This is a genomic window from Burkholderia sp. MSMB1588 (genome assembly GCF_001546925.1).
In the GTDB taxonomy this organism is placed as follows: Bacteria; Pseudomonadota; Gammaproteobacteria; order Burkholderiales; family Burkholderiaceae; genus Burkholderia; species Burkholderia humptydooensis.
In genome coordinates this window covers 2,095,872-2,113,260 of sequence record NZ_LNJS01000001.1, presented here as the reverse complement: position 1 = coordinate 2,113,260, position 17,389 = coordinate 2,095,872, and the positions used below count along the sequence as shown (strand labels likewise).

Annotated in this window: 20 protein-coding genes and 1 pseudogene; 12 read left to right on the top strand and 9 right to left on the bottom strand. The window is 67.3% G+C overall.

The features are described from left to right. Positions 1-65 precede the first annotated feature (65 nt). Positions 66-977 carry a LysR family transcriptional regulator gene (locus WS92_RS21305; protein ID WP_006026197.1) on the top strand — a complete coding sequence of 304 codons (912 nt, stop codon included), beginning with the start codon at positions 66-68 and terminating at the stop codon, positions 975-977. 40 nt (positions 978-1,017) lie between these two features. On the opposite strand, the gene WS92_RS21300 is transcribed toward WS92_RS21305, so the two are convergent. After that, on the bottom strand, positions 1,018-1,443 hold the full coding sequence (locus WS92_RS21300) for a cupredoxin domain-containing protein (protein WP_059934646.1): 426 nt from the start codon (positions 1,441-1,443) through the stop codon (positions 1,018-1,020). Positions 1,444-1,453: 10 nt separating this feature from the next. Continuing rightward, positions 1,454-2,374: a metallophosphoesterase family protein gene (locus tag WS92_RS21295; protein ID WP_059934647.1), complete on the bottom strand. Its 921-nt coding sequence runs from the start codon at positions 2,372-2,374 to the stop codon at positions 1,454-1,456. Positions 2,375-2,599: 225 nt separating this feature from the next. On the opposite strand from WS92_RS21295, the gene WS92_RS21290 reads away from it, so the two are divergent. The 10 genes from WS92_RS21290 (at position 2,600) to WS92_RS21250 (ending at position 9,354) form a co-directional block, all read left to right on the top strand. Further along, on the top strand, positions 2,600-3,316 hold the full coding sequence (locus WS92_RS21290; RefSeq protein ID WP_059934648.1) for an RNA polymerase sigma factor: 717 nt from the start codon (positions 2,600-2,602) through the stop codon (positions 3,314-3,316). After that, positions 3,306-4,292: a zf-HC2 domain-containing protein gene (locus WS92_RS21285; RefSeq protein ID WP_059934649.1), complete on the top strand. Its 987-nt coding sequence runs from the start codon at positions 3,306-3,308 to the stop codon at positions 4,290-4,292. Before WS92_RS21290 ends, WS92_RS21285 begins: the two co-directional genes overlap by 11 nt. 281 nt (positions 4,293-4,573) lie before the next feature. Beyond that, positions 4,574-4,948, top strand: a complete 375-nt coding sequence (rpsF, locus tag WS92_RS21280; RefSeq protein ID WP_006026202.1) for a 30S ribosomal protein S6 — start codon at positions 4,574-4,576, stop codon at positions 4,946-4,948. Between the two features lie 36 nt (positions 4,949-4,984). Beyond that, positions 4,985-5,284, top strand: a complete 300-nt coding sequence (gene priB, locus WS92_RS21275) for a primosomal replication protein N (protein ID WP_006026203.1) — start codon at positions 4,985-4,987, stop codon at positions 5,282-5,284. A gap of 2 nt (positions 5,285-5,286) precedes the next feature. After that, positions 5,287-5,562, top strand: a complete 276-nt coding sequence (gene rpsR, locus WS92_RS21270; protein ID WP_004193360.1) for a 30S ribosomal protein S18 — start codon at positions 5,287-5,289, stop codon at positions 5,560-5,562. A gap of 27 nt (positions 5,563-5,589) precedes the next feature. Continuing rightward, complete coding sequence (rplI, locus tag WS92_RS21265; RefSeq protein WP_015601438.1) at positions 5,590-6,042, top strand: 50S ribosomal protein L9; 453 nt, start codon at positions 5,590-5,592, stop codon at positions 6,040-6,042. Between the two features lie 5 nt (positions 6,043-6,047). Continuing rightward, on the top strand, positions 6,048-6,176 hold the full coding sequence (locus tag WS92_RS36760; RefSeq protein ID WP_075644811.1) for a DNA helicase: 129 nt from the start codon (positions 6,048-6,050) through the stop codon (positions 6,174-6,176). Positions 6,177-6,185: 9 nt separating this feature from the next. Beyond that, a complete protein-coding gene (locus WS92_RS21260; protein ID WP_006026205.1) occupies positions 6,186-7,568 on the top strand; it encodes a replicative DNA helicase in 1,383 nt (460 codons plus the stop codon). Between the two features lie 138 nt (positions 7,569-7,706). Continuing rightward, positions 7,707-8,333 carry a DUF47 domain-containing protein gene (locus WS92_RS21255; protein WP_004193838.1) on the top strand — a complete coding sequence of 209 codons (627 nt, stop codon included), beginning with the start codon at positions 7,707-7,709 and terminating at the stop codon, positions 8,331-8,333. 10 nt (positions 8,334-8,343) lie between these two features. After that, positions 8,344-9,354, top strand: coding sequence for an inorganic phosphate transporter (locus tag WS92_RS21250; RefSeq protein ID WP_015601220.1), 1,011 nt, complete (start codon positions 8,344-8,346; stop codon positions 9,352-9,354). A gap of 227 nt (positions 9,355-9,581) precedes the next feature. Here the strand turns inward: WS92_RS21250 and WS92_RS21245 are convergent. Both WS92_RS21245 and WS92_RS21240 read right to left on the bottom strand, forming a co-directional pair. After that, a pseudogene (locus WS92_RS21245) lies at positions 9,582-10,545 on the bottom strand (NlpC/P60 family protein). Positions 10,546-10,786: 241 nt separating this feature from the next. Further along, entirely contained in the window at positions 10,787-12,589 is a 1,803-nt protein-coding gene (locus tag WS92_RS21240) for a PhoH family protein (protein ID WP_082744096.1), read from the bottom strand. On the opposite strand from WS92_RS21240, the gene WS92_RS32855 reads away from it, so the two are divergent. Further along, positions 12,473-12,727: a hypothetical protein gene (locus tag WS92_RS32855; RefSeq protein ID WP_006026209.1), complete on the top strand. Its 255-nt coding sequence runs from the start codon at positions 12,473-12,475 to the stop codon at positions 12,725-12,727. The genes WS92_RS21240 and WS92_RS32855 overlap by 117 nt on opposite strands. Positions 12,728-12,920: 193 nt before the next feature. On the opposite strand, the gene WS92_RS21235 is transcribed toward WS92_RS32855, so the two are convergent. The 5 genes from WS92_RS21235 to WS92_RS21215 form a co-directional block, all read right to left on the bottom strand. After that, positions 12,921-13,382, bottom strand: a complete 462-nt coding sequence (locus WS92_RS21235; RefSeq protein ID WP_006026210.1) for a peroxiredoxin — start codon at positions 13,380-13,382, stop codon at positions 12,921-12,923. 89 nt (positions 13,383-13,471) lie between these two features. Continuing rightward, the gene (locus WS92_RS21230; protein WP_015601280.1) at positions 13,472-14,368 is read right to left on the bottom strand and encodes a polysaccharide deacetylase family protein; all 897 of its coding nucleotides are present in this window, start codon (positions 14,366-14,368) and stop codon (positions 13,472-13,474) included. A 16-nt stretch (positions 14,369-14,384) separates the two neighbouring features. Next, positions 14,385-15,440, bottom strand: coding sequence for a bifunctional UDP-4-keto-pentose/UDP-xylose synthase (locus WS92_RS21225; protein ID WP_006026212.1), 1,056 nt, complete (start codon positions 15,438-15,440; stop codon positions 14,385-14,387). Next, positions 15,437-16,384, bottom strand: coding sequence for a formyltransferase (locus WS92_RS21220; RefSeq protein WP_059934651.1), 948 nt, complete (start codon positions 16,382-16,384; stop codon positions 15,437-15,439). The genes WS92_RS21225 and WS92_RS21220 overlap by 4 nt, the downstream gene beginning before the upstream one ends. After that, on the bottom strand, positions 16,381-17,388 hold the full coding sequence (locus WS92_RS21215; protein WP_009890744.1) for a glycosyltransferase: 1,008 nt from the start codon (positions 17,386-17,388) through the stop codon (positions 16,381-16,383). The genes WS92_RS21220 and WS92_RS21215 overlap by 4 nt, the downstream gene beginning before the upstream one ends. Position 17,389 lies beyond the last annotated feature (1 nt).

Here is a 17,389-nt window from a genome sequence, read left to right as displayed (position 1 = left end):
TATTCCGAGACTAAAAGTATCGAATGCCGGGCGCGCGGTGGCGCCGGGCAGGGAGGAGACAGCGGATGGACCGGTTCAAGCAGATCGAAACCTTCGTGCGGGTGGCCGACGCGGGCAGCCTCGCGGCGGCCGCGCTCGAGGAGGGCGTGTCGCCCGTCGTGCTCGGGCGGCGCATCGACGCGCTCGAGAAGCGCCTCGGCGTGAAGCTGATGTACCGGTCGACGCGGCGGCTCGTCGTGAGCGAAGACGGCGCCGCGTTCCTCGAGCGCTGCCGCGGGCTCCTCACCGAATGGGCGCAGGCGGAGAACGAGGTTGTCGCGGGGCGCCGCGCGGTGGGCGGGCACCTGATCGTGTCGGCGCCCGCCGCGTTCGGGCGCAAGCACGTCGCGCCGCTCGCGCCCGCGTTCATCGCCGACAAGCCCGACTTGCAGATGTCGTTCAACCTGACCGACCGCGTCGTCGATCTCGTGCGCGAGGGCTATGACCTGTCGATCAGGATTGGCGGCGCGGTCGATCCGAACTTCGTCGCGGTGAAGCTCGCGTCGAACCGGCGCGTCGTGTGCGGCACGCCCGAGTATTTCCGGCGGCACGGCCGGCCGACGACGCTCGACGATCTCGCCGAGCACAACTGTCTCGCGTTCAATCTGCAGGGCGGCCAGAACCGCGGCTGGTACTTCCGGCGCAACGGCAAGCTCGTGACGATGCGCGTATCGGGCACGCTCGACTGCAACGACGGCGAGCTCCTGCACCGCTGGGTGTCGGAAGGGCTCGGGCTCGGCTGGCGCTCGACGTGGGAGATTGCGCAGCAGCTCGCGCGCGGCGAGCTCGCGACGGTGCTCGACGAGTACGCGCTGCCCGATTACGACATCCTCGCCGTCTATCCGCAGCAGCGCTACGTGCCCGCGCGCGTGCGCTATTTCATCGATTATCTGCGCGACGTGTATGCGCGGCCGGGGTATTGGGAAGGCGCCGCGTGAGCGCGCCGGGCGCCGCTCGGTTAGCCGGCGGGCCTTCGCGCTACCCGACGACGAGCACGCCGTTCATCGTCTCGTGCCCGGAGCCGCAGAAGATGTCGCACAGGAACTGGACCGTGCCCGGATCGCCCGCCTGCGCGGCAAGATGGACGACCGCGCCCGGCGGCACGTCCGCACGCACGCCGTACCGCGGGATCGAAAAGCCCATCACGGTGTCCTGCGCGGTCAGCTCGAACACGACCGATTCGTGCGGCGCAAGCGCGATCCGGTCCGGCGTGAACACGAAGCGCCGTGCGTGAACCTTGATCACGCGCGGCGGTGCCGCACGCGTGCGCGACGTGTGAGCGCCCGCGAGCGCGGCGAGCGCCGCGCTGCCCGCGGCGAAGAGCCAGCGGCGGCGCGACGCGGACAATGCAGTCGCGCGAGCCCGGCCGCGAAGCGCACGCGGATCGAAGAAAAAATGGCGCATCGCGTTCTCCTCAGGCAGCCGGTTGCGTCTGCTTCGCGCCGACGGGCATCTCGGTGAGCACCGGCGCGCGCGCCGCGTCGCCGACGCGCACCTCGCGCCAGCCGAGCCCGCGATAGGGCGCCGCGGCATCCCACGGCACCGGCAGGCGCTTGTCCTGCGAGCCGGGCGCGGGCAGCGGGAACATCAGCGAGCGCGCCGCGTGATGCGCGATGTGGCCCGTCATTGCGTGGTGCTCCTGGTGGATGTGCCCGTAGAACACAGTGACGTTCGGATAAGGCATCAGCACGTCGACGACCTTCGCGCCGTCGCGCGTCGCCCAGTCCCATTGCGGCGCGAGATCGAAGAGCGGGCGGTGCGTGAACACGACGATGCGCGCGTCCTTCGGCTGCCGCGCGAGATCCTGCGCGAGCCATTCGATCTGCGCGTCGCCGACGCGGCCGGCCGGGTCCGACACGTTGTCGACGACGACGAAGTGCACGCCCTTGTGATCGAACGCGTAGTGCGTGTCGCCGAAGATCTCGCGGTACGCGGCGCCCGCGTCGAGACTCGCGTCGTGCTCGCCCGGCATCAGATGCAGCGGCTTCGCGTTCAGTTGCGCGACGATCGACTGGAACTGCCGCAGCCGCGCGCGGCGCTCGGCCGGGTCGTCGGTCGTGTGCGTGAGGTCGCCCGTGAACATCACGAAGTCGGGCGCGACGGGCAGCGCGTTGACGGCATCGATCGCCTTCGGCAGCGTGCCGCGCGCGTCCGGGTTGATCGCGGGGCCGGTGAAGCCCCAGTGTGCGTCGGAGAGCTGGACGAAGAAGAAATCGGCGCGGGCGTTCGCGGCGAAACTCCAGCCGGGCAGCGCGGACGCGAACGCGACACCGCCGCCGCACGCGGCCAGGCGCAGGAAATCGCGCCGTTTCAGGGATCGGGTGGGGTTCGGCATGGGGGCGCCTTCGCAAGTGACGGTTCGTGCATGCAATACCGCCGCGGCGGCGCGGATATTCCCGGCTTATTTTTCGCCGCCGTGCGCGGATCGCGGGAATAAACTGGATCGATGAGCGGTAAGCATCGTTGACGGCGTGCGCGGCCTCGGGCGGCATGCGCCGGACGCGAGCGGCCGGCGGGCGGCCGCGCATCCCCGGGAGGCGACGTGGGTCAATTCGGCCGGATGGTCGACGAACGTGACGCGGGCGACGAGGACAGCAAGGATGGGGCGGGCGGCAGGCGCGCGGCGGCCGACGCGGCGGCGCGCGGCGAGCGTTTTCGCACGCTCGCGCTGCCGCATCTGGATGCCGCATACAACCTCGCGCGCTGGCTGTGCGGCAATGCGAGCGACGCGGAGGACGTCGTGCAGGACGCGTGCATGCGCGCGTTCCGCTTTCTCGATTCGTGCCGCGGCGACAACGCGCGGCCGTGGCTGCTGACGATCGTGCGCCACACGTGGTACACCGAATGGCGGCGGCGGGTGAGCGCGCACGAGGTGGCCGCGACCGACGCGCTCGACGCCGCCGATTCGCCGGACGATTGGCATCCGGCGGCAGAAGATCCGCTCGCGCTGCTGATGCGCAGCGAGGACGTGCAACGCGTGAACGCCGCGCTCGCGAAGCTGCCGCCCGAGTACCGCGAGGTGCTCGTGCTGCGTGAAATGGAAGACTTGAGCTATCGCGAGATCGCTGCGATCGCCGACGTGCCCGTCGGCACCGTGATGTCGCGGCTCGCGCGGGCGCGGCGGCGGCTTGCCGCGTTGCTCGGCGGAGCGCGCGACGTGACGACGCCGGCGTCGCGTGCGGCTCGCGCGCCGGCGCGTTCGGACGATCGCGCGGCGGAGGGCGAGCGCGGCGCGCCGCCGGCCGGAACCGCATCGGAGGCCATCGATGGACTGTAACGAAGCGCGTGCGCTGCTCGGCGCGGACGTCGACCGCGAGCTTTCCGCCCCCGACGCGTGGCGGATCGAGCGGCACGTCGACGGTTGCGGCGCGTGCCGTGCCGAGCGGGAGCGGCTCGTCGCGCTCGGCCGGGCGGTGCGGCGGGCGCAATATCATCTCGCGCCGCATGCGCTGCGCGAGCGCGTCGTCGCGCAATTGGCGGGGACGGAGGTGCCGGTGGCGGAGGTGCCGGTGGCGGATGCGTCGGTCGCCGAGACGCCGGCCCCGGTCATGTCGGACAGCGGCGGGCGGGAAGGACGGACCGCCGAGATCCCGGCTGCCGATGCGTCGGCGCCGGGCGGTGACGGCCCGCCTGCGTCGCGGGCGAGGCGCTGGTTCGCGCGGCCGGGTTCGCACGACAGGCCCGCCGGGCAGGGCGCTGGGCAGATGGCCGGCGGGCCGCGGCCGCGCGCCGCGGCGCTGCCTGGCCTCGGCTGGGGCGTCGCGCTGGCGATCGCGTTTGCCTCGGCGGCGGGCCTCGTGCTCGATGCGCGCCGCGCGGCGACGGAGCGCGTCGTCGACGAAATCGTCGCGAGCCACGTGCGGGCCGGCCTGTCGTCGCGCGACATCGACGTGGTTTCGAGCGATCGCCACACGGTCAAGCCGTGGTTCAACGGGCGCCTCGACTACGCGCCGCCCGTCGTCGACCTGAGTGCGAGCGGCTTCGCGCTCGCGGGCGGCCGGCTCGATTATGTCGGGCAGCGGCGCGTCGCGGTGCTCGTCTATCGCTACCGGCAGCATGTGATCGACGTCTACGTGCAGCCGGCGGGCGAGCGCGGCGCGGCGCGTTACGCGACCGTGTCGCAGGGCTATGCGCTCGACCGCTGGGACGCGGCGGGCATGACGTGGTGGGCGGTGACGGACGCGGAGCCGTCCGCGCTCGCGGCGTTCAGGGCGGCGTTGATCGCGCGCGTCGCGGCGCCGCGGAGCCAATGATCCGAGGGGCGGGATGCGACCCCGTCATGGCTCAGCCCAGCCCAGCCAAGCCAAGCCGGCCCGGAACCGAACGGGCCAGCGACCGTTGCACGCGCCCAGCGAATGAGCGTGCCGCCCGGCGCCGCCCGCGAAGTCCCCAAGTCGTTGAAAACACGGCCGAAACACGCGGCGAAACGCTGATCAGCCTTGCGCGCGACCCATATCCGGGTTAAACTTTCCGGCTTCTCACTTGCCACACCGGTTCAGACGCCCGGGTGGCTTCTATCCATAAGGAGTGTGTAATGCGTCATTACGAAATCGTCTTCATCGTGCACCCCGATCAGAGCGAGCAAGTGCCCGCGATGATCGAGCGCTACAAGTCCACGATCACGTCGCACGGTGGCCAGATCCACCGCGTCGAAGACTGGGGCCGCCGCCAACTGGCCTACATGATCGAGAAACTCGCGAAGGCTCACTACGTCTGCATGAACATCGAGTGCGACCAGGCGACGCTCGACGAACTCGAACACGCGTTCAAGTTCAACGACGCCGTGCTGCGCCACCTCATCGTCAAGATGAAGAAGGCCGAAACCGGCCCGTCGCCGATGATGAAGGAAGTTCAGCGCGAAGAAGCCAAGAAGGCGGCTGCAGCTCAGCCGACCGAAGCGCAGGCTTAACGCACCAAGCCATCAGGGAAGGAGCGCGTCGCCTCCGTGAACAGGCTGCAATTGACGGCGAGCGTCGTCGAGCGTGAACCGGTGCGGTACACCCCCGCCGGCGTTCCGATCGCAAGCGCCACGTTGCAGCATCGCACGGAAGTCGTCGAAGCAGGCATCGCCCGGCAGGTCGAATTGACGATCCCGGCCGTGGCGGCAGGCGAGGCGAGCGGCAAGCTGGAAGCATGCGAGATGGGCGTCGAGACGCTCTTCACCGGTTTCCTGGCGAAAAAGCACCGCAACGCGAGAACCCTGGTGTTTCACATCACAGCATTGCAGGACATTGGAAAGGACTGAACATGGCCCGCCCCACTGGTAAGAAATTCGACAAGCGTCGTCAGCAACAAAACCCGCTCTTCAAGCGCAAGAAGTTCTGCCGCTTCACGGCAGCCGGCGTCGAGCAGATCGACTACAAGGATACGGAAACGCTGAAGGACTTCATCGGCGAGAACGGCAAGATCACGCCGGCGCGTCTGACGGGCACGAAGGCCCACTATCAGCGCCAGCTCGATACGGCGATCAAGCGCGCGCGTTTCCTCGCGCTGCTGCCGTACACCGATCAGCACAAGGCGTAATCAGGCGACGCAATAAGGAGAATTCGAATGCAAATCATTCTGTTGGAAAAAGTCGCCAATCTGGGCAATCTCGGCGATATCGTCAAGGTCAAGGACGGTTACGCCCGCAACTTCCTGATCCCGAACCGCAAGGCACGCCGCGCGACGAAGGACGCGATCGCTGAATTCGAAGTGCGCCGCGCCGAGCTCGAGAAGGTCGCCGCTGAAAAGCTGGCAGCTTCGCAGGCAGTCGGCGAGAAGCTGACGGGCCAGACGTTCGAAATCACGCAGAAGTCGGGCGTCGACGGCCGTCTGTTCGGCTCGGTCACGAACGGCGACGTCGCGGAACTGCTGAAGAAGGCGGGCTACGAAGTCGAGAAGGCGCAAGTGCGCATGCCGGAAGGCCCGCTGAAGATGATCGGCGAGCACGGCGTGCAGGTCGCGCTGCACACCGACGTCGTCGTCGACGTCACGATCAACGTGATCGGCGACCACGCGTAAGCGACATGCAGTCTTTGCGGGCGGCCCACGCCGCCCGACATGAAGGGCAGGGGCCCGGGCAACCGGTTCCTGCCTTTTTTCGTTTCTCGGCGTTGCCGACGCCGGGTGGCGAAGCCGCGCCCATTTCGCGATAATCCGAAGCCATGAACGCGCCGAAAGACCCCCAAATCGAATCGCTGAAAGTCCCGCCGCACTCGATCGAGGCCGAGCAGTCCGTGCTCGGCGGCCTGTTGCTCGACAACGGCGCCTGGGACCGGATCGCCGACTTCCTGTCGCAGAGCGATTTCTACCGGTACGACCATCGCATCATCTTCGAGCACATCGGCCGGCTCATCGCGGCGACGCGCCCCGCCGACGTCGTCACCGTCTATGAGGCGCTCACGACGTCCGGCAAGGCCGAGGACGTGGGCGGGCTCGCGTATCTGAACGCGCTCGCGCAGAACACGCCGAGCGCGGCGAACATCCGCCGCTATGCGGAGATCGTCCGCGATCGCGCGGTGCTGCGCCGGCTCGTGTCGGTCGCCGACGAAATCTCGGCCGATGCGTTCAATCCGCAGGGCAAGGAAGTCCGCCAACTGCTCGACGAGGCCGAATCGAAGGTGTTCTCGATCGCCGAGGACGGCGCGCGCGGCACGCAGGGCTTCCTCGAGATCGGGCCGCTCCTCACGCAGGTCGTCGAGCGGATCGACACCCTTTACCACACCGCGAATCCGAGCGACGTGACGGGCACGCCGACGGGCTTCGTCGATCTCGACCGGATGACCTCCGGCATGCACGGCGGCGAGCTGATCATCGTCGCGGGCCGCCCGTCGATGGGCAAGACGGCGTTTTCGATGAACATCGGCGAATACGTCGCCGTCGAGTACGGATTGCCCGTCGCGGTGTTCTCGATGGAAATGCCGGGCACGCAGCTCGTGATGCGGATGCTCGGCTCGGTCGGCCGGCTCGACCAGCACAGAATGCGCACCGGGCGCCTGACCGACGAGGATTGGCCGAAGCTCACGCACGCGGTGCAGAAAATGAGCGAGGCGCAGCTCTTCATCGACGAGACGGGCGGCCTGAACCCGATGGAGCTGCGCTCGCGCGCGCGGCGTCTCGCGCGCCAGTGCGGCAAGCTCGGACTCATCATCGTCGATTACCTGCAACTGATGACGGGCTCGTCGCAGGGCGAGAACCGCGCGACCGAGATTTCGGAAATCTCGCGCTCGCTGAAGAGCCTCGCGAAGGAGCTCGACGTGCCGGTGATCGCGCTGTCGCAGCTCAATCGCGGCCTCGAGCAGCGGCCGAACAAGCGGCCGGTGATGTCGGATCTGCGGGAATCAGGCGCAATCGAGCAGGATGCGGACGTGATTCTGTTCATCTACCGCGACGAAGTGTATAACCCGGACAGCCCCGACAAGGGCACTGCCGAGATCATCATCGGCAAGCAGCGTAACGGCCCGATCGGCCCCGTTCGCCTCACGTTCCTGGGGCAATACACGAAGTTCGACAATTTTGCAGGGGTGCAAAACTTCTACGGCGAGTAACGCCGGATGTAAACCCCTATTTCGCAAAACGTTGTATCTCGTCGCCGTCGTTGCGATCGGGCGCTTGGCGGCCAAGTGTAAAACAGTACAATGTCGCCGGTTTTTGTGACCGCCGTTTGACCATCTTTCAGGAATCCCATGTTCGGTCGATTCATGCCCACCGAGGGCAAGTTCTTTGAAATCTTCAATGCGCACGCGAATTACATCGTCTCTGGCGGACGCGAGCTCGAACTTCTGATCGACAATCTCGCGGACGCCGAGATTCACAAGCAGAACGTGCAATCGGCCGAGAAAGCCGCCGACAAGCTGACGCACGAAGCGATCGATCTGCTGCACAAGACGTTCATCACGCCGCTCGACCGCGACGAGATCCACAAGCTGATCACGACGATGGACGACATCCTCGATCTGATGGAGGACGTGGCAACCGCCGTGTCGCTGTACGACGTGCGGTCGGTGACGTCCGAGGCGAGCCAGCTCGCGCACATCGTCACGCAGTCGGCGCAGCACGTGCAGGCGGCCGTCGCGCTGCTGTCGGACATGAAGCAGTCGGGCCAGATCCTGAAGGCGTGCGAAGAGATTGACCGCTGGGAGTCGGAGGCGGACCGCGTGCTGCGCGCGGCGATGTCGAAGCTCTTCCGCGAGGAAGACGACGTGAAGACGCTCATCAAGCTGAAGGCGATCTACGAGCTGCTCGAGCAGATCACCGACAAGTGCGAGGATGTCGCGAACATCATCGAAGGCATCGTGCTGGAAAACGCCTGAGCGGATCACGATGCATTCGATACAACTCGCCTTGTGGGCCGTCGCGGCGCTCGTGCTCGTCGCGCTGGTGTTCGATTTCATGAATGGCTTTCACGACGCCGCGAACTCGATCGCGACCGTCGTGTCGACCGGGGTGCTGAAGCCCCAGCAGGCCGTCGTGTTCGCGGCGGCATTCAACGTCATCGCATATTTCATCTTCCACCTGAAGGTCGCGCAGACCGTCGGCAAAGGGACGATCGACGCGAGCATCGTCGATCACTATGTCGTATTCGGCGCGCTGTTCGGCGCGATCGGCTGGAACATCATTACGTGGTACTACGGGATTCCGTCGAGCTCGTCGCATGCGCTGATCGGCGGGCTCGTCGGCGCCGCGGTGTCGAAGTCGGGCTGGGGGTCGCTCAACGTCGACGGGCTGATGAAGACCGTCGCGTTCATCTTCATCTCGCCGCTGCTCGGCTTCATCCTCGGCTCGCTGTTCATGCTCGGCGTGTCGTGGCTGTATTTCCGGACCGCGCCGAGCAAGGTCGACCGGCGTTTCAGGCGGCTGCAACTGCTGTCGGCCAGCCTCTACAGCCTCGGCCACGGCGGCAACGACGCGCAGAAGACGATCGGCATCATCTGGATGCTGCTGATCGCGTCGGGCTACGCATCGGCCGCGTCCGACGCGCCGCCCATCTGGGTGATCGGCGCGTGCTATCTGTCGATGGGCCTCGGCACGCTGTTCGGCGGCTGGCGGATCGTGCGCACGATGGGCCAGAAGATCACGAAGCTCAAGCCCGTTGGCGGTTTCTGCGCGGAGACGGGCGGCGCGCTTACGCTGTTCATCGCGTCGTGGATGGGCATTCCGGTGTCGACGACGCACACGATCACGGGCGCGATCGTCGGCGTCGGCGCGACGCGCAAGCTGTCGGCCGTGCGCTGGGGTGTCGCGGGCAACATCGTGTGGGCGTGGGTGCTGACGATTCCCGCATCGGCGCTGATCGCGGCGGCCGGCTGGTGGATCGGGCACCGCGTGTTCTGATGCGCTGAGCGCGCCGGTCGCGCGGCACGACGCCGCGTTTCGCCGCGTAGAAAACAACGATGCGCCGCATGCCGACAGGCTGCGGCGCATCGTCTTTTCAGCGCCGGCGTTTTCCGGCGCTCGGATGGTCGTTCGCGTTTGGGTGTGCGTCCCGCTTTTGCCGGGTGGGTCGGGACGACGCGTCGAGCAGCCCGCACCGCGTGCGTTCGCGCGGTTCGTCCGGTTTGTCAGTAGCTGCCGTTCGCGAAGCGGGCGATCGGGTCGTCGTTCGTGCCGGTTGCGGCGGCGCGCGCCGCGCCGCTTGCTGTCGACGCGCGCAGGATTTGCACGTTGCCGGGCGCGGCGAGCTGCGCCTGGCGGGCTGCCGCGCTCGCGGCGGGCGGGGGCGGCTCGAATGCGTCCGCGGCGGCGTCGATCGGATCGGCCGGCGACGCGCCGGCAACGCTCGCCGTGCCGCCGCGCGGCGGACATCGCGGACGGCGGCGGCTCGTACGGGTCGGCGGCGGCGGTGGTGGCGACAGGCGGCACATTCGGCACGGCGGGCGTCGTCGGCGCATTGGCCGCCGCGTAGGTCGCCGCGGGGCTCACGCGCGGCACGGGTTCCGGCTGCCGGCTCGCCTGATAGGTCGGCGCGTCGAACGGCGCCGGCTTCGCCTTCGGCGCCGCGACGCGCCGGATCCCGTCGAAGCGCTTCGCCCAATACGGATTCGTCAGATAGTCGAGCCGCACCGTGCCGCCCGTGGACGGCGCGTTCACGAAGCGCAGCTTGCCGACATAGATGCCGACGTGCGAATGCGGCCGCCCCGACGTATTGAAGAAGATCAGATCGCCCGGCGCGATGCCATCGGGCTCGATCGATTCGCCGGCCGAGCTCATGTCGGCCGTCGTGCGGGGCAGGGTGACGCTCGCCGCGCGATCGACGACATAGCGCACGAGCCCGCTGCAATCGAAGCCGCTGTCCGGCGTGTTGCCGCCCCAGCGGTACGGCACGCCGACGAGGCTCATCGCCTGGATCGAGATTTCCTCGCGGCCGACGCTATGGTCGACGAAATTCGGGAAGCCGCGCGGCGGCGTATACGCGCGCGGCGTGGTGATCGCCATGCCCGACGACGAGCGCGCCGACTTCTGCGGCGCACTCGAGCAGGCGGCGAGCAGCGAGATCACGAGAACGGACAGCGAAAGACGCAGCATGAGAGGCGGGCGAACGCGCTGCGCTCGCCAATCGTATGACAACGGTTAATCGCGATAGTAGTGTGTCCGGCGGGGCTTCCGCAAGAATTCTTGAGAAATGACTTGAAGTTTCGCGCGTAAATGTTGTGCAGGAAGGACGTTTTGCTCGTCGCTGATTCGACCCTGAAATGAAAAAGCGGCGCCTGACGAATCAGGCGCCGCTTCAGGCCGGAAGCCGCTCGCCGCGGCCGCCGGCGCATCGTTACAGGATGTCGGACGCGTAGTCGGCAAGCCGCGAGCGCTCGCCGCGCGCGAGCGTCACGTGGCCGCTGTGCCCCCAGCCCTTGAAGCGGTCGACGACGTACGTGAGGCCCGAGCTGCCTTCCGTCAGGTACGGCGTGTCGATCTGCGCGATGTTGCCGAGGCAGATGATCTTCGTGCCGGGGCCCGCGCGCGTGACGAGCGTCTTCATCTGCTTCGGCGTGAGGTTCTGCGCCTCGTCGATGATCACGTACTTGTCGACGAACGTGCGGCCGCGCATGAAGTTCATGCTCTTGACCTTCAGGCGCGAGCGGATCAGCTCCTGCGTCGCCGCGCGGCCCCATTCGCCGGCCGCGTCGTCGGTCTTCTGCAGCACTTCGAGGTTATCGTCGAACGCGCCCATCCACGGCTGCATCTTCTCTTCCTCGGTGCCGGGCAGAAAGCCGATGTCCTCGCCGACGGGCACGGTCGCGCGCGTGACGATGATCTCGTTGTAGCGCTTGTCGTCGAGCACCTGCGCCAGGCCCGCCGCGAGCGCGACGAGCGTCTTGCCGGTGCCGGCCTGACCGAGCAGCGTGACGAAGTCGATCTCGGGGTTCATCAGCAGGTTCAGCGCGAAGTTTTGCTCGCGGTTGCGCGCGGTGATGCCCCACACGTTGTTCTTGTGGTGGCTGTAGTCACGCAGCGTCTGCAACAGCGCCGTCTTGCCGTTCAGCTCGCGCACGATCGCGTGGAACGCGGGCTCGCCGTTCTGCGGCTCGAGATAGACGAACTCGTTGACGAGCATCGACGCGACGAGCGGGCCCGTCACGCGGTAATACGTCGTGCCCGTCTTCGTGTCCTGCCAGCTCTCCATGCCCTTCGCATGCTTCGTCCAGAAGTCCTGCGGCAGTTCGCGCACGCCGGAGTAGAGCAGATCCTTGTCCTCGAGGACCTGGTCGTTGAAGTAATCCTCGGCGGGCAGGCCGAGCGCGTGCGCCTTGATCCGCATGTTGATGTCTTTCGACACCAGCACGACCTGCCGGTCGGGCCGCTCGCGCTGCAGCGCGCGCACGACGCTCAGGATCTGGTTGTCGGCCTTGCCCTGCGGCAGGCCCTCGACGGGCTCGATGCTCGTGAGCGTCGTCTGGAAGTACAGGCGCCCGAGCGCCTCGCGGCTGCCGAGGCGCGCGAGCGGAATGCCGGCCGAGATCGGGCCCGCATCGGCGACGAGCGAGTCGAGCGTGCGGCTCACCTGACGCGCGTTGCGCGCGACTTCCGACATCCCCTTCTTGTGATCGTCGAGTTCCTCGAGCGTCATCATCGGCAGATAGACGTCGTGCTCCTCGAAGCGGAACAGGCTGCTCGGATCGTGCATCAGCACGTTCGTGTCGAGCACGAAGAGCTTTTGCATCTCGATTTCGGCGCTCTTGCCGCCGCGCGTTTTCGCGGCCGCGCGCGGCGTGGCGGGCGCGGCCGCCGCGGGCTTCACCGCATCAGTCTTCGACGAGCGCGCGACGGGGGCGGCGGGCGACGCGGGCGCGGCCGGCACCGGTTGCAGCAGCGCGGCCGTCTGCTTCGTCTTGCGCGCGCGCGGCGCGGCGGCGCTCGCTTCGGTGGGCGCGACCGCGCGCAGCGGCGAGGTGGTGTTCGCGGCAACGACCATCGGTTCGGCTACGCTCGCCGGGCTGTAATCGGCCGCGGCAGCGTGAGCGGGGCCCCCGGAGGCGGATTGCTTCGCGGCTTTCGCGGGCCGCGCTTTCGCCTTGTATTCGTCGGGCGGCAGAAGGCTGCCGAGCTTGCTGGGGGGAGTAGGCAAAGGCATGGTGTCCCTCGGGAGGAATCGTGTCGCAGGCATGCGCCGCCGTTCGCATCCTGCGACGCGTCGTGCGTGCAGTTTGCGCGCAGTGGCGCACATGGGGTTCGAATCGCCGGTTCGCCTAGATTTCGATCGTCTCCTTGACGCGTTGGACGGCCGGCGCGCAATGGCTGGCCCGGAAACCATAAAAAAAGCCGCTCCCCCGAACAGGGGCAAGCGGCTCGGCTTTAACCGTCGTGCTGCGCGTCAGACGCGTGGGCGCATCGTTGGGACCACCGGCGCAGCTACGAGAAAAATGGGTCGGACAGGCATTCATTGCGGCCCAATATAACGCGCCTCAAAGCGCTTGTACAGCGCTCAGCACGTCGTCGACGTGGCCCGGCACCTTCACGCCGCGCCATGCGTGGCGCAGCACGCCTTCGCCGTCGATCACGAACGTCGAGCGCTCGATTCCGCGCACTTCCTTGCCATACATTTTCTTCAGTTTCATGACACCGAACAGCGCACAGAGCGTTTCATCGGGGTCCGAAATCAACGGGAACGGCAATTCGAGCTTCGCCTTGAAGTTCTCGTGCGAGCGCAGGCTGTCGCGCGACACGCCGGCGATTTCCGCGCCGGCCTTCTTGAACTTCGGATACAGATCGCGGAACTGCAGGCCCTCGGTCGTGCAGCCGGGCGTGTTGTCCTTCGGATAGAAATACAGCACGAGTTTCTTGCCCCTGACGCCCGACAGCGAAAACTCGCCGCTCGTGGCAGGCGCGGTGAAATCGGGAACTTGACGGTCGACTTCGACAGACACGTGTTTCTCCTGTTGTTATGAACGAGCGCGGACGGCGGGCCGCGCGTGGCGATGCGGGATGTGAGGCGAAAGCCGGCGACGGCGTTCGTTCAGTCGGGCTGGACGATCAGTTCGCCGGAGCGGCCGGGGATCTCGCCCCACGCGACAGGGTACGATGGCAGCGCGGCGCGGTCCAGCGTCGCGTAATAGTCGCCCATCGTCGCGAACGTGTGGCCTTGCGCGCGCCAGCCCGCGAGCAGTTGCTCGAACACGGGCGCGAGCTTCTGGCCTTCGAGCTCCGCGTGCAGCGTGAATACCTGATCGTGCGGATTGCGCTCGGTGTGCTCAAGCAGATGCGCGGCGACGTTGCGCGTGTCGATGCCGTCGATGCCGAGGATCTCGTCGAGCGTCGGCAACGTCGTCGGCATCTGCACGTGCGCGAGCGTCCTGCCCGCGACGACGGGCAGATACGGCGAATGGCCGCGGCCGTCCGACGCGTAGCGCATCCCCCACGCGTCGATCTGCTCGAATGCGGCGTCGTTCATCTGCCAGCCGGCCGCGCCGTGCGTGACGGGCGGCGCGCCGAAGATCTCGACGAAGCGCTCGCGGCTCTTGTTCATCTCGCGCACGGTCCAGTCGCGCGAACGCTGGCGGACGTTGTCCTGCCAGTACACGTGATCCCAGGTGTGGATCCCGCATTCGAAGCCGGCTTCGTGGATCGCGCGCATGTCGGCTCTCGCGCGGCGGCCGATGTCGGGGCCGGGCAGCAGCACGCCGTACAGCAACTGCCTGACGCCGTAATGCTCGACGACCGACGTGCGCGACACCTTCTTCAGGAACCCCGGCCGCAGCACGCGGCGCATCGCCCAGCCGGTGTGGTCCGGGCCGAGGCTGAAGAGGAAGGTCGCGCGCGCGGCGAAGCGATCGAAGATGCGCGCGAGGTTCGGCACGCCTTCGCGCGTGCCGCGCAGCGTGTCGACGTCGATCTTGAGGACGATGCGGGCCAAGTGGCGGCGCCCCTCTTCAGCCTTGCTGCTCGACGAGCGCGCGTGCGTCGGCGACGTGGCCGCGGTACGCCTCGAAGATCTGGCGCAGCGCGTCGTCGAACGTGAACTGCGGCGCCCAGCCGAGCTCCTGCATCGTGTTCTCGATCTTCGGCACGCGGTTCTGCACGTCCTGGTAGCCGTTGCCGTAGTACGCGCCCGACGTCGTCTCGACGAGCTGCACGCGCTTGGCCGAATCGGCGTATTCGGGGAATTCCGCCGCGAGCTCGAGCATCTTGTTCGCGAGTTCGCGCACCGAGAAGTTATTGTCCGGATTTCCGATGTTGTAGATCTTGCCTGTCGCGACGCCGTTCGGATTCTCGATGATCTTCATCAGCGCGCTGATGCCGTCGTCGACGTACGTGAACGCGCGCTTCTGCGAGCCGCCGTCGACGAGGCTGATGTTCTCGCCGCGCACGATGTGGCCGAGGAACTGCGTGACGACGCGCGAGCTGCCTTCCTTCGGCGTGTAGATCGAGTCGAGGCCCGGGCCGATCCAGTTGAACGGGCGGAACAGCGTGAAATTCAGGCCCTCCATCCCGTAGCCCCAGATCACGCGGTCCATCAGTTGCTTCGAGCACGCGTAGATCCAGCGCGGCTTGTTGATCGGGCCGTAGGTGAGGGCGGACGCGTCCGGATCGAACTGCTCGTCCGCGCACATGCCGTACACCTCGGACGTCGACGGGAACACGAGGTGCTTGCCGTACTTGACGGCCGAACGCACGATCGGCAGGTTCGCCTCGAAGTCGAGCTCGAACACGCGCAGCGGCTGCTTGACGTAGGTGGCGGGCGTCGCGATCGCGACGAGCGGCAGGATCACGTCGCACTTCTTCACGTGATACTCGACCCACTCCTTGTTGATCGTGATGTCGCCCTCGAAGAAATGCATCCGCTCGTGCTTGACGAGGTCGCCCAGCCGATCGGTCTGCATGTCCATGCCGAACACTTCCCAATCGGTGGTTTCAAGAATGCGCTTGGACAGGTGATGGCCGATGAAGCCGTTCACACCCAGGATCAGGACTTTTTTAGCTTTCATGAATGACGGGAAGAATGAATGAACTGCGCGAATTCCGCCGGGGAAACGACGGCTTCGCCGCCGTCGCGCTGCCGGCGCAGTTCGAGAATGGAGACGGCGCGGCTGTCGCCGCAAACGCCGAACAGCGCATTATCGCTTACGTGCAGGCCCGGCGGCAAATCGGCGGCCGCGCGCGCGGCCGCCGAGCCGGGCGCGGCGAGCCGCGCGCGCGCGATCACGAAGCGCGCGCCGTCGAGGTCGGTGAACGCGCCAGGATACGGCGGCGCGACTGCGCGGATCAGGTTGTATACGGTCGCGGCCGGCTGCGACCAGTCGATGCGCCCGTCCTCGGGCTTGCGCCCGCCGTAGTAGCTGCCCTGCGACAGATCGTTCGGCAGGTGCGGCGCCTCGCCCGCGAGCAGCGCGGGCAGCACGCGCCAGAGCGTCTGCTCCGCGGCGACCGTGACCTTGTCGAATACCTGCGCGGCGGTGTCGTCGGGCAGGATCGGCACCGCGGTCTGGCCGACGATCGCGCCCGCGTCAGGCTTCGCGGCCATCTCGTGCAGCGTCGCGCCGGTTTCGGTCTCGCCGTTGAGCACCGCCCAGTTCGTCGGCACGCGGCCGCGGTACTTCGGCAGCAGCGACCCGTGCATGTTGTAAGCGCCGCGCGCGGCGAGCGCGAGGAGGTCGGCGGGCAGCATGTGCCGGTAATAGAACGAGAAGATGAAATCGGGCTTCGTGCTCGCGACCGCCGCGCGCACGTCGGCGCCCGCCGGATCGGCGGGCGTGATGACCGCGATGCCGTGCTCGGCCGCGACCGCCGCGACGCTGCCGAACCAGATGTTCTCGGTCGGGCTGTCTTCGTGCGTGACGACGAGCGCGACGTCGACGCCGCGCGCGAGCAGCACCTGCAGGCAGCGCACGCCGACGTTGTGATACGCGAAGACGACGGCGCGCGGCTTCATCGCGCGGCCTCGCGGCGCTCGGCGGCGAGCGTGACGCCGGGCTTGCCGTCGCGCGCCTCGAGCACGGTGTGGATCAGGTAGCGCGGCCGCGCGCGGACCTGCTGATAGATGCGTCCGATGTACTCGCCGAGCAGGCCGAGCGCGAAGATGATCACGCCGAGCAGGAAGAACGTGATCGCGAAGAGGGTGAACACGCCTTGCACTTCCGCGCCGACGATGAAGCGCCGCACGACGAGCAGCACGAAGAGCGCGGCCGAGCCGAGCGAGAGGATCACGCCGATGAACGACAGCCATTGCAGCGGCACGACCGAGAAGCCCGTGACGAGATCGAAGTTCAGGCGAATCAGGCTGTACAGCGAGTATTTCGATTCGCCCGCGAAGCGCTCTTCGTGCGCGACCTCGATTTCGGTCGGGTTCTGCGCGAACGTGTACGCGAGCGCGGGGATGAACGTGTTCACCTCGCCGCAGCGGTTGATCGTGTCGATGATGTGGCGGCTGTAGGCGCGCAGCATGCAGCCCTGATCGGTCATCTTGATGCGCGTGATGCGCTCGCGCAGCCGGTTCATCGCGGCCGACGCCTTGCGGCGGAACAGGCTGTCCTGACGTTGCAGCCGGATCGAGCCGACGTAGTCGTAGCCTTCGCGCATCTTCGCGATCAGCTTGCCGATTTCCTCGGGCGGGTTCTGCAGGTCGGCGTCGAGCGTGATGACGATCTCGCCGCGCGACTGCTCGAAGCCCGCGAGGATCGCCATGTGCTGGCCGTAGTTGCCGTTCAGGAGCACGACGCGCGTCGTGTCCGGACGCACGCGGAACTGGTCGGCGAGGAGGGCGGCCGAGCGGTCGCGGCTGCCGTCGTTGACGAGGATCACTTCGTACGGCGTGCCGAGCGCGTCGAGCGCCGGGTAGAGCCGCGCGAAGAGCGCAGCGAGCCCCGCTTCCTCGTTGTACACGGGGATGACGATCGAAACTTCAGGATTCGTCGCGCGTGTTTCAGGGTGAGTCATG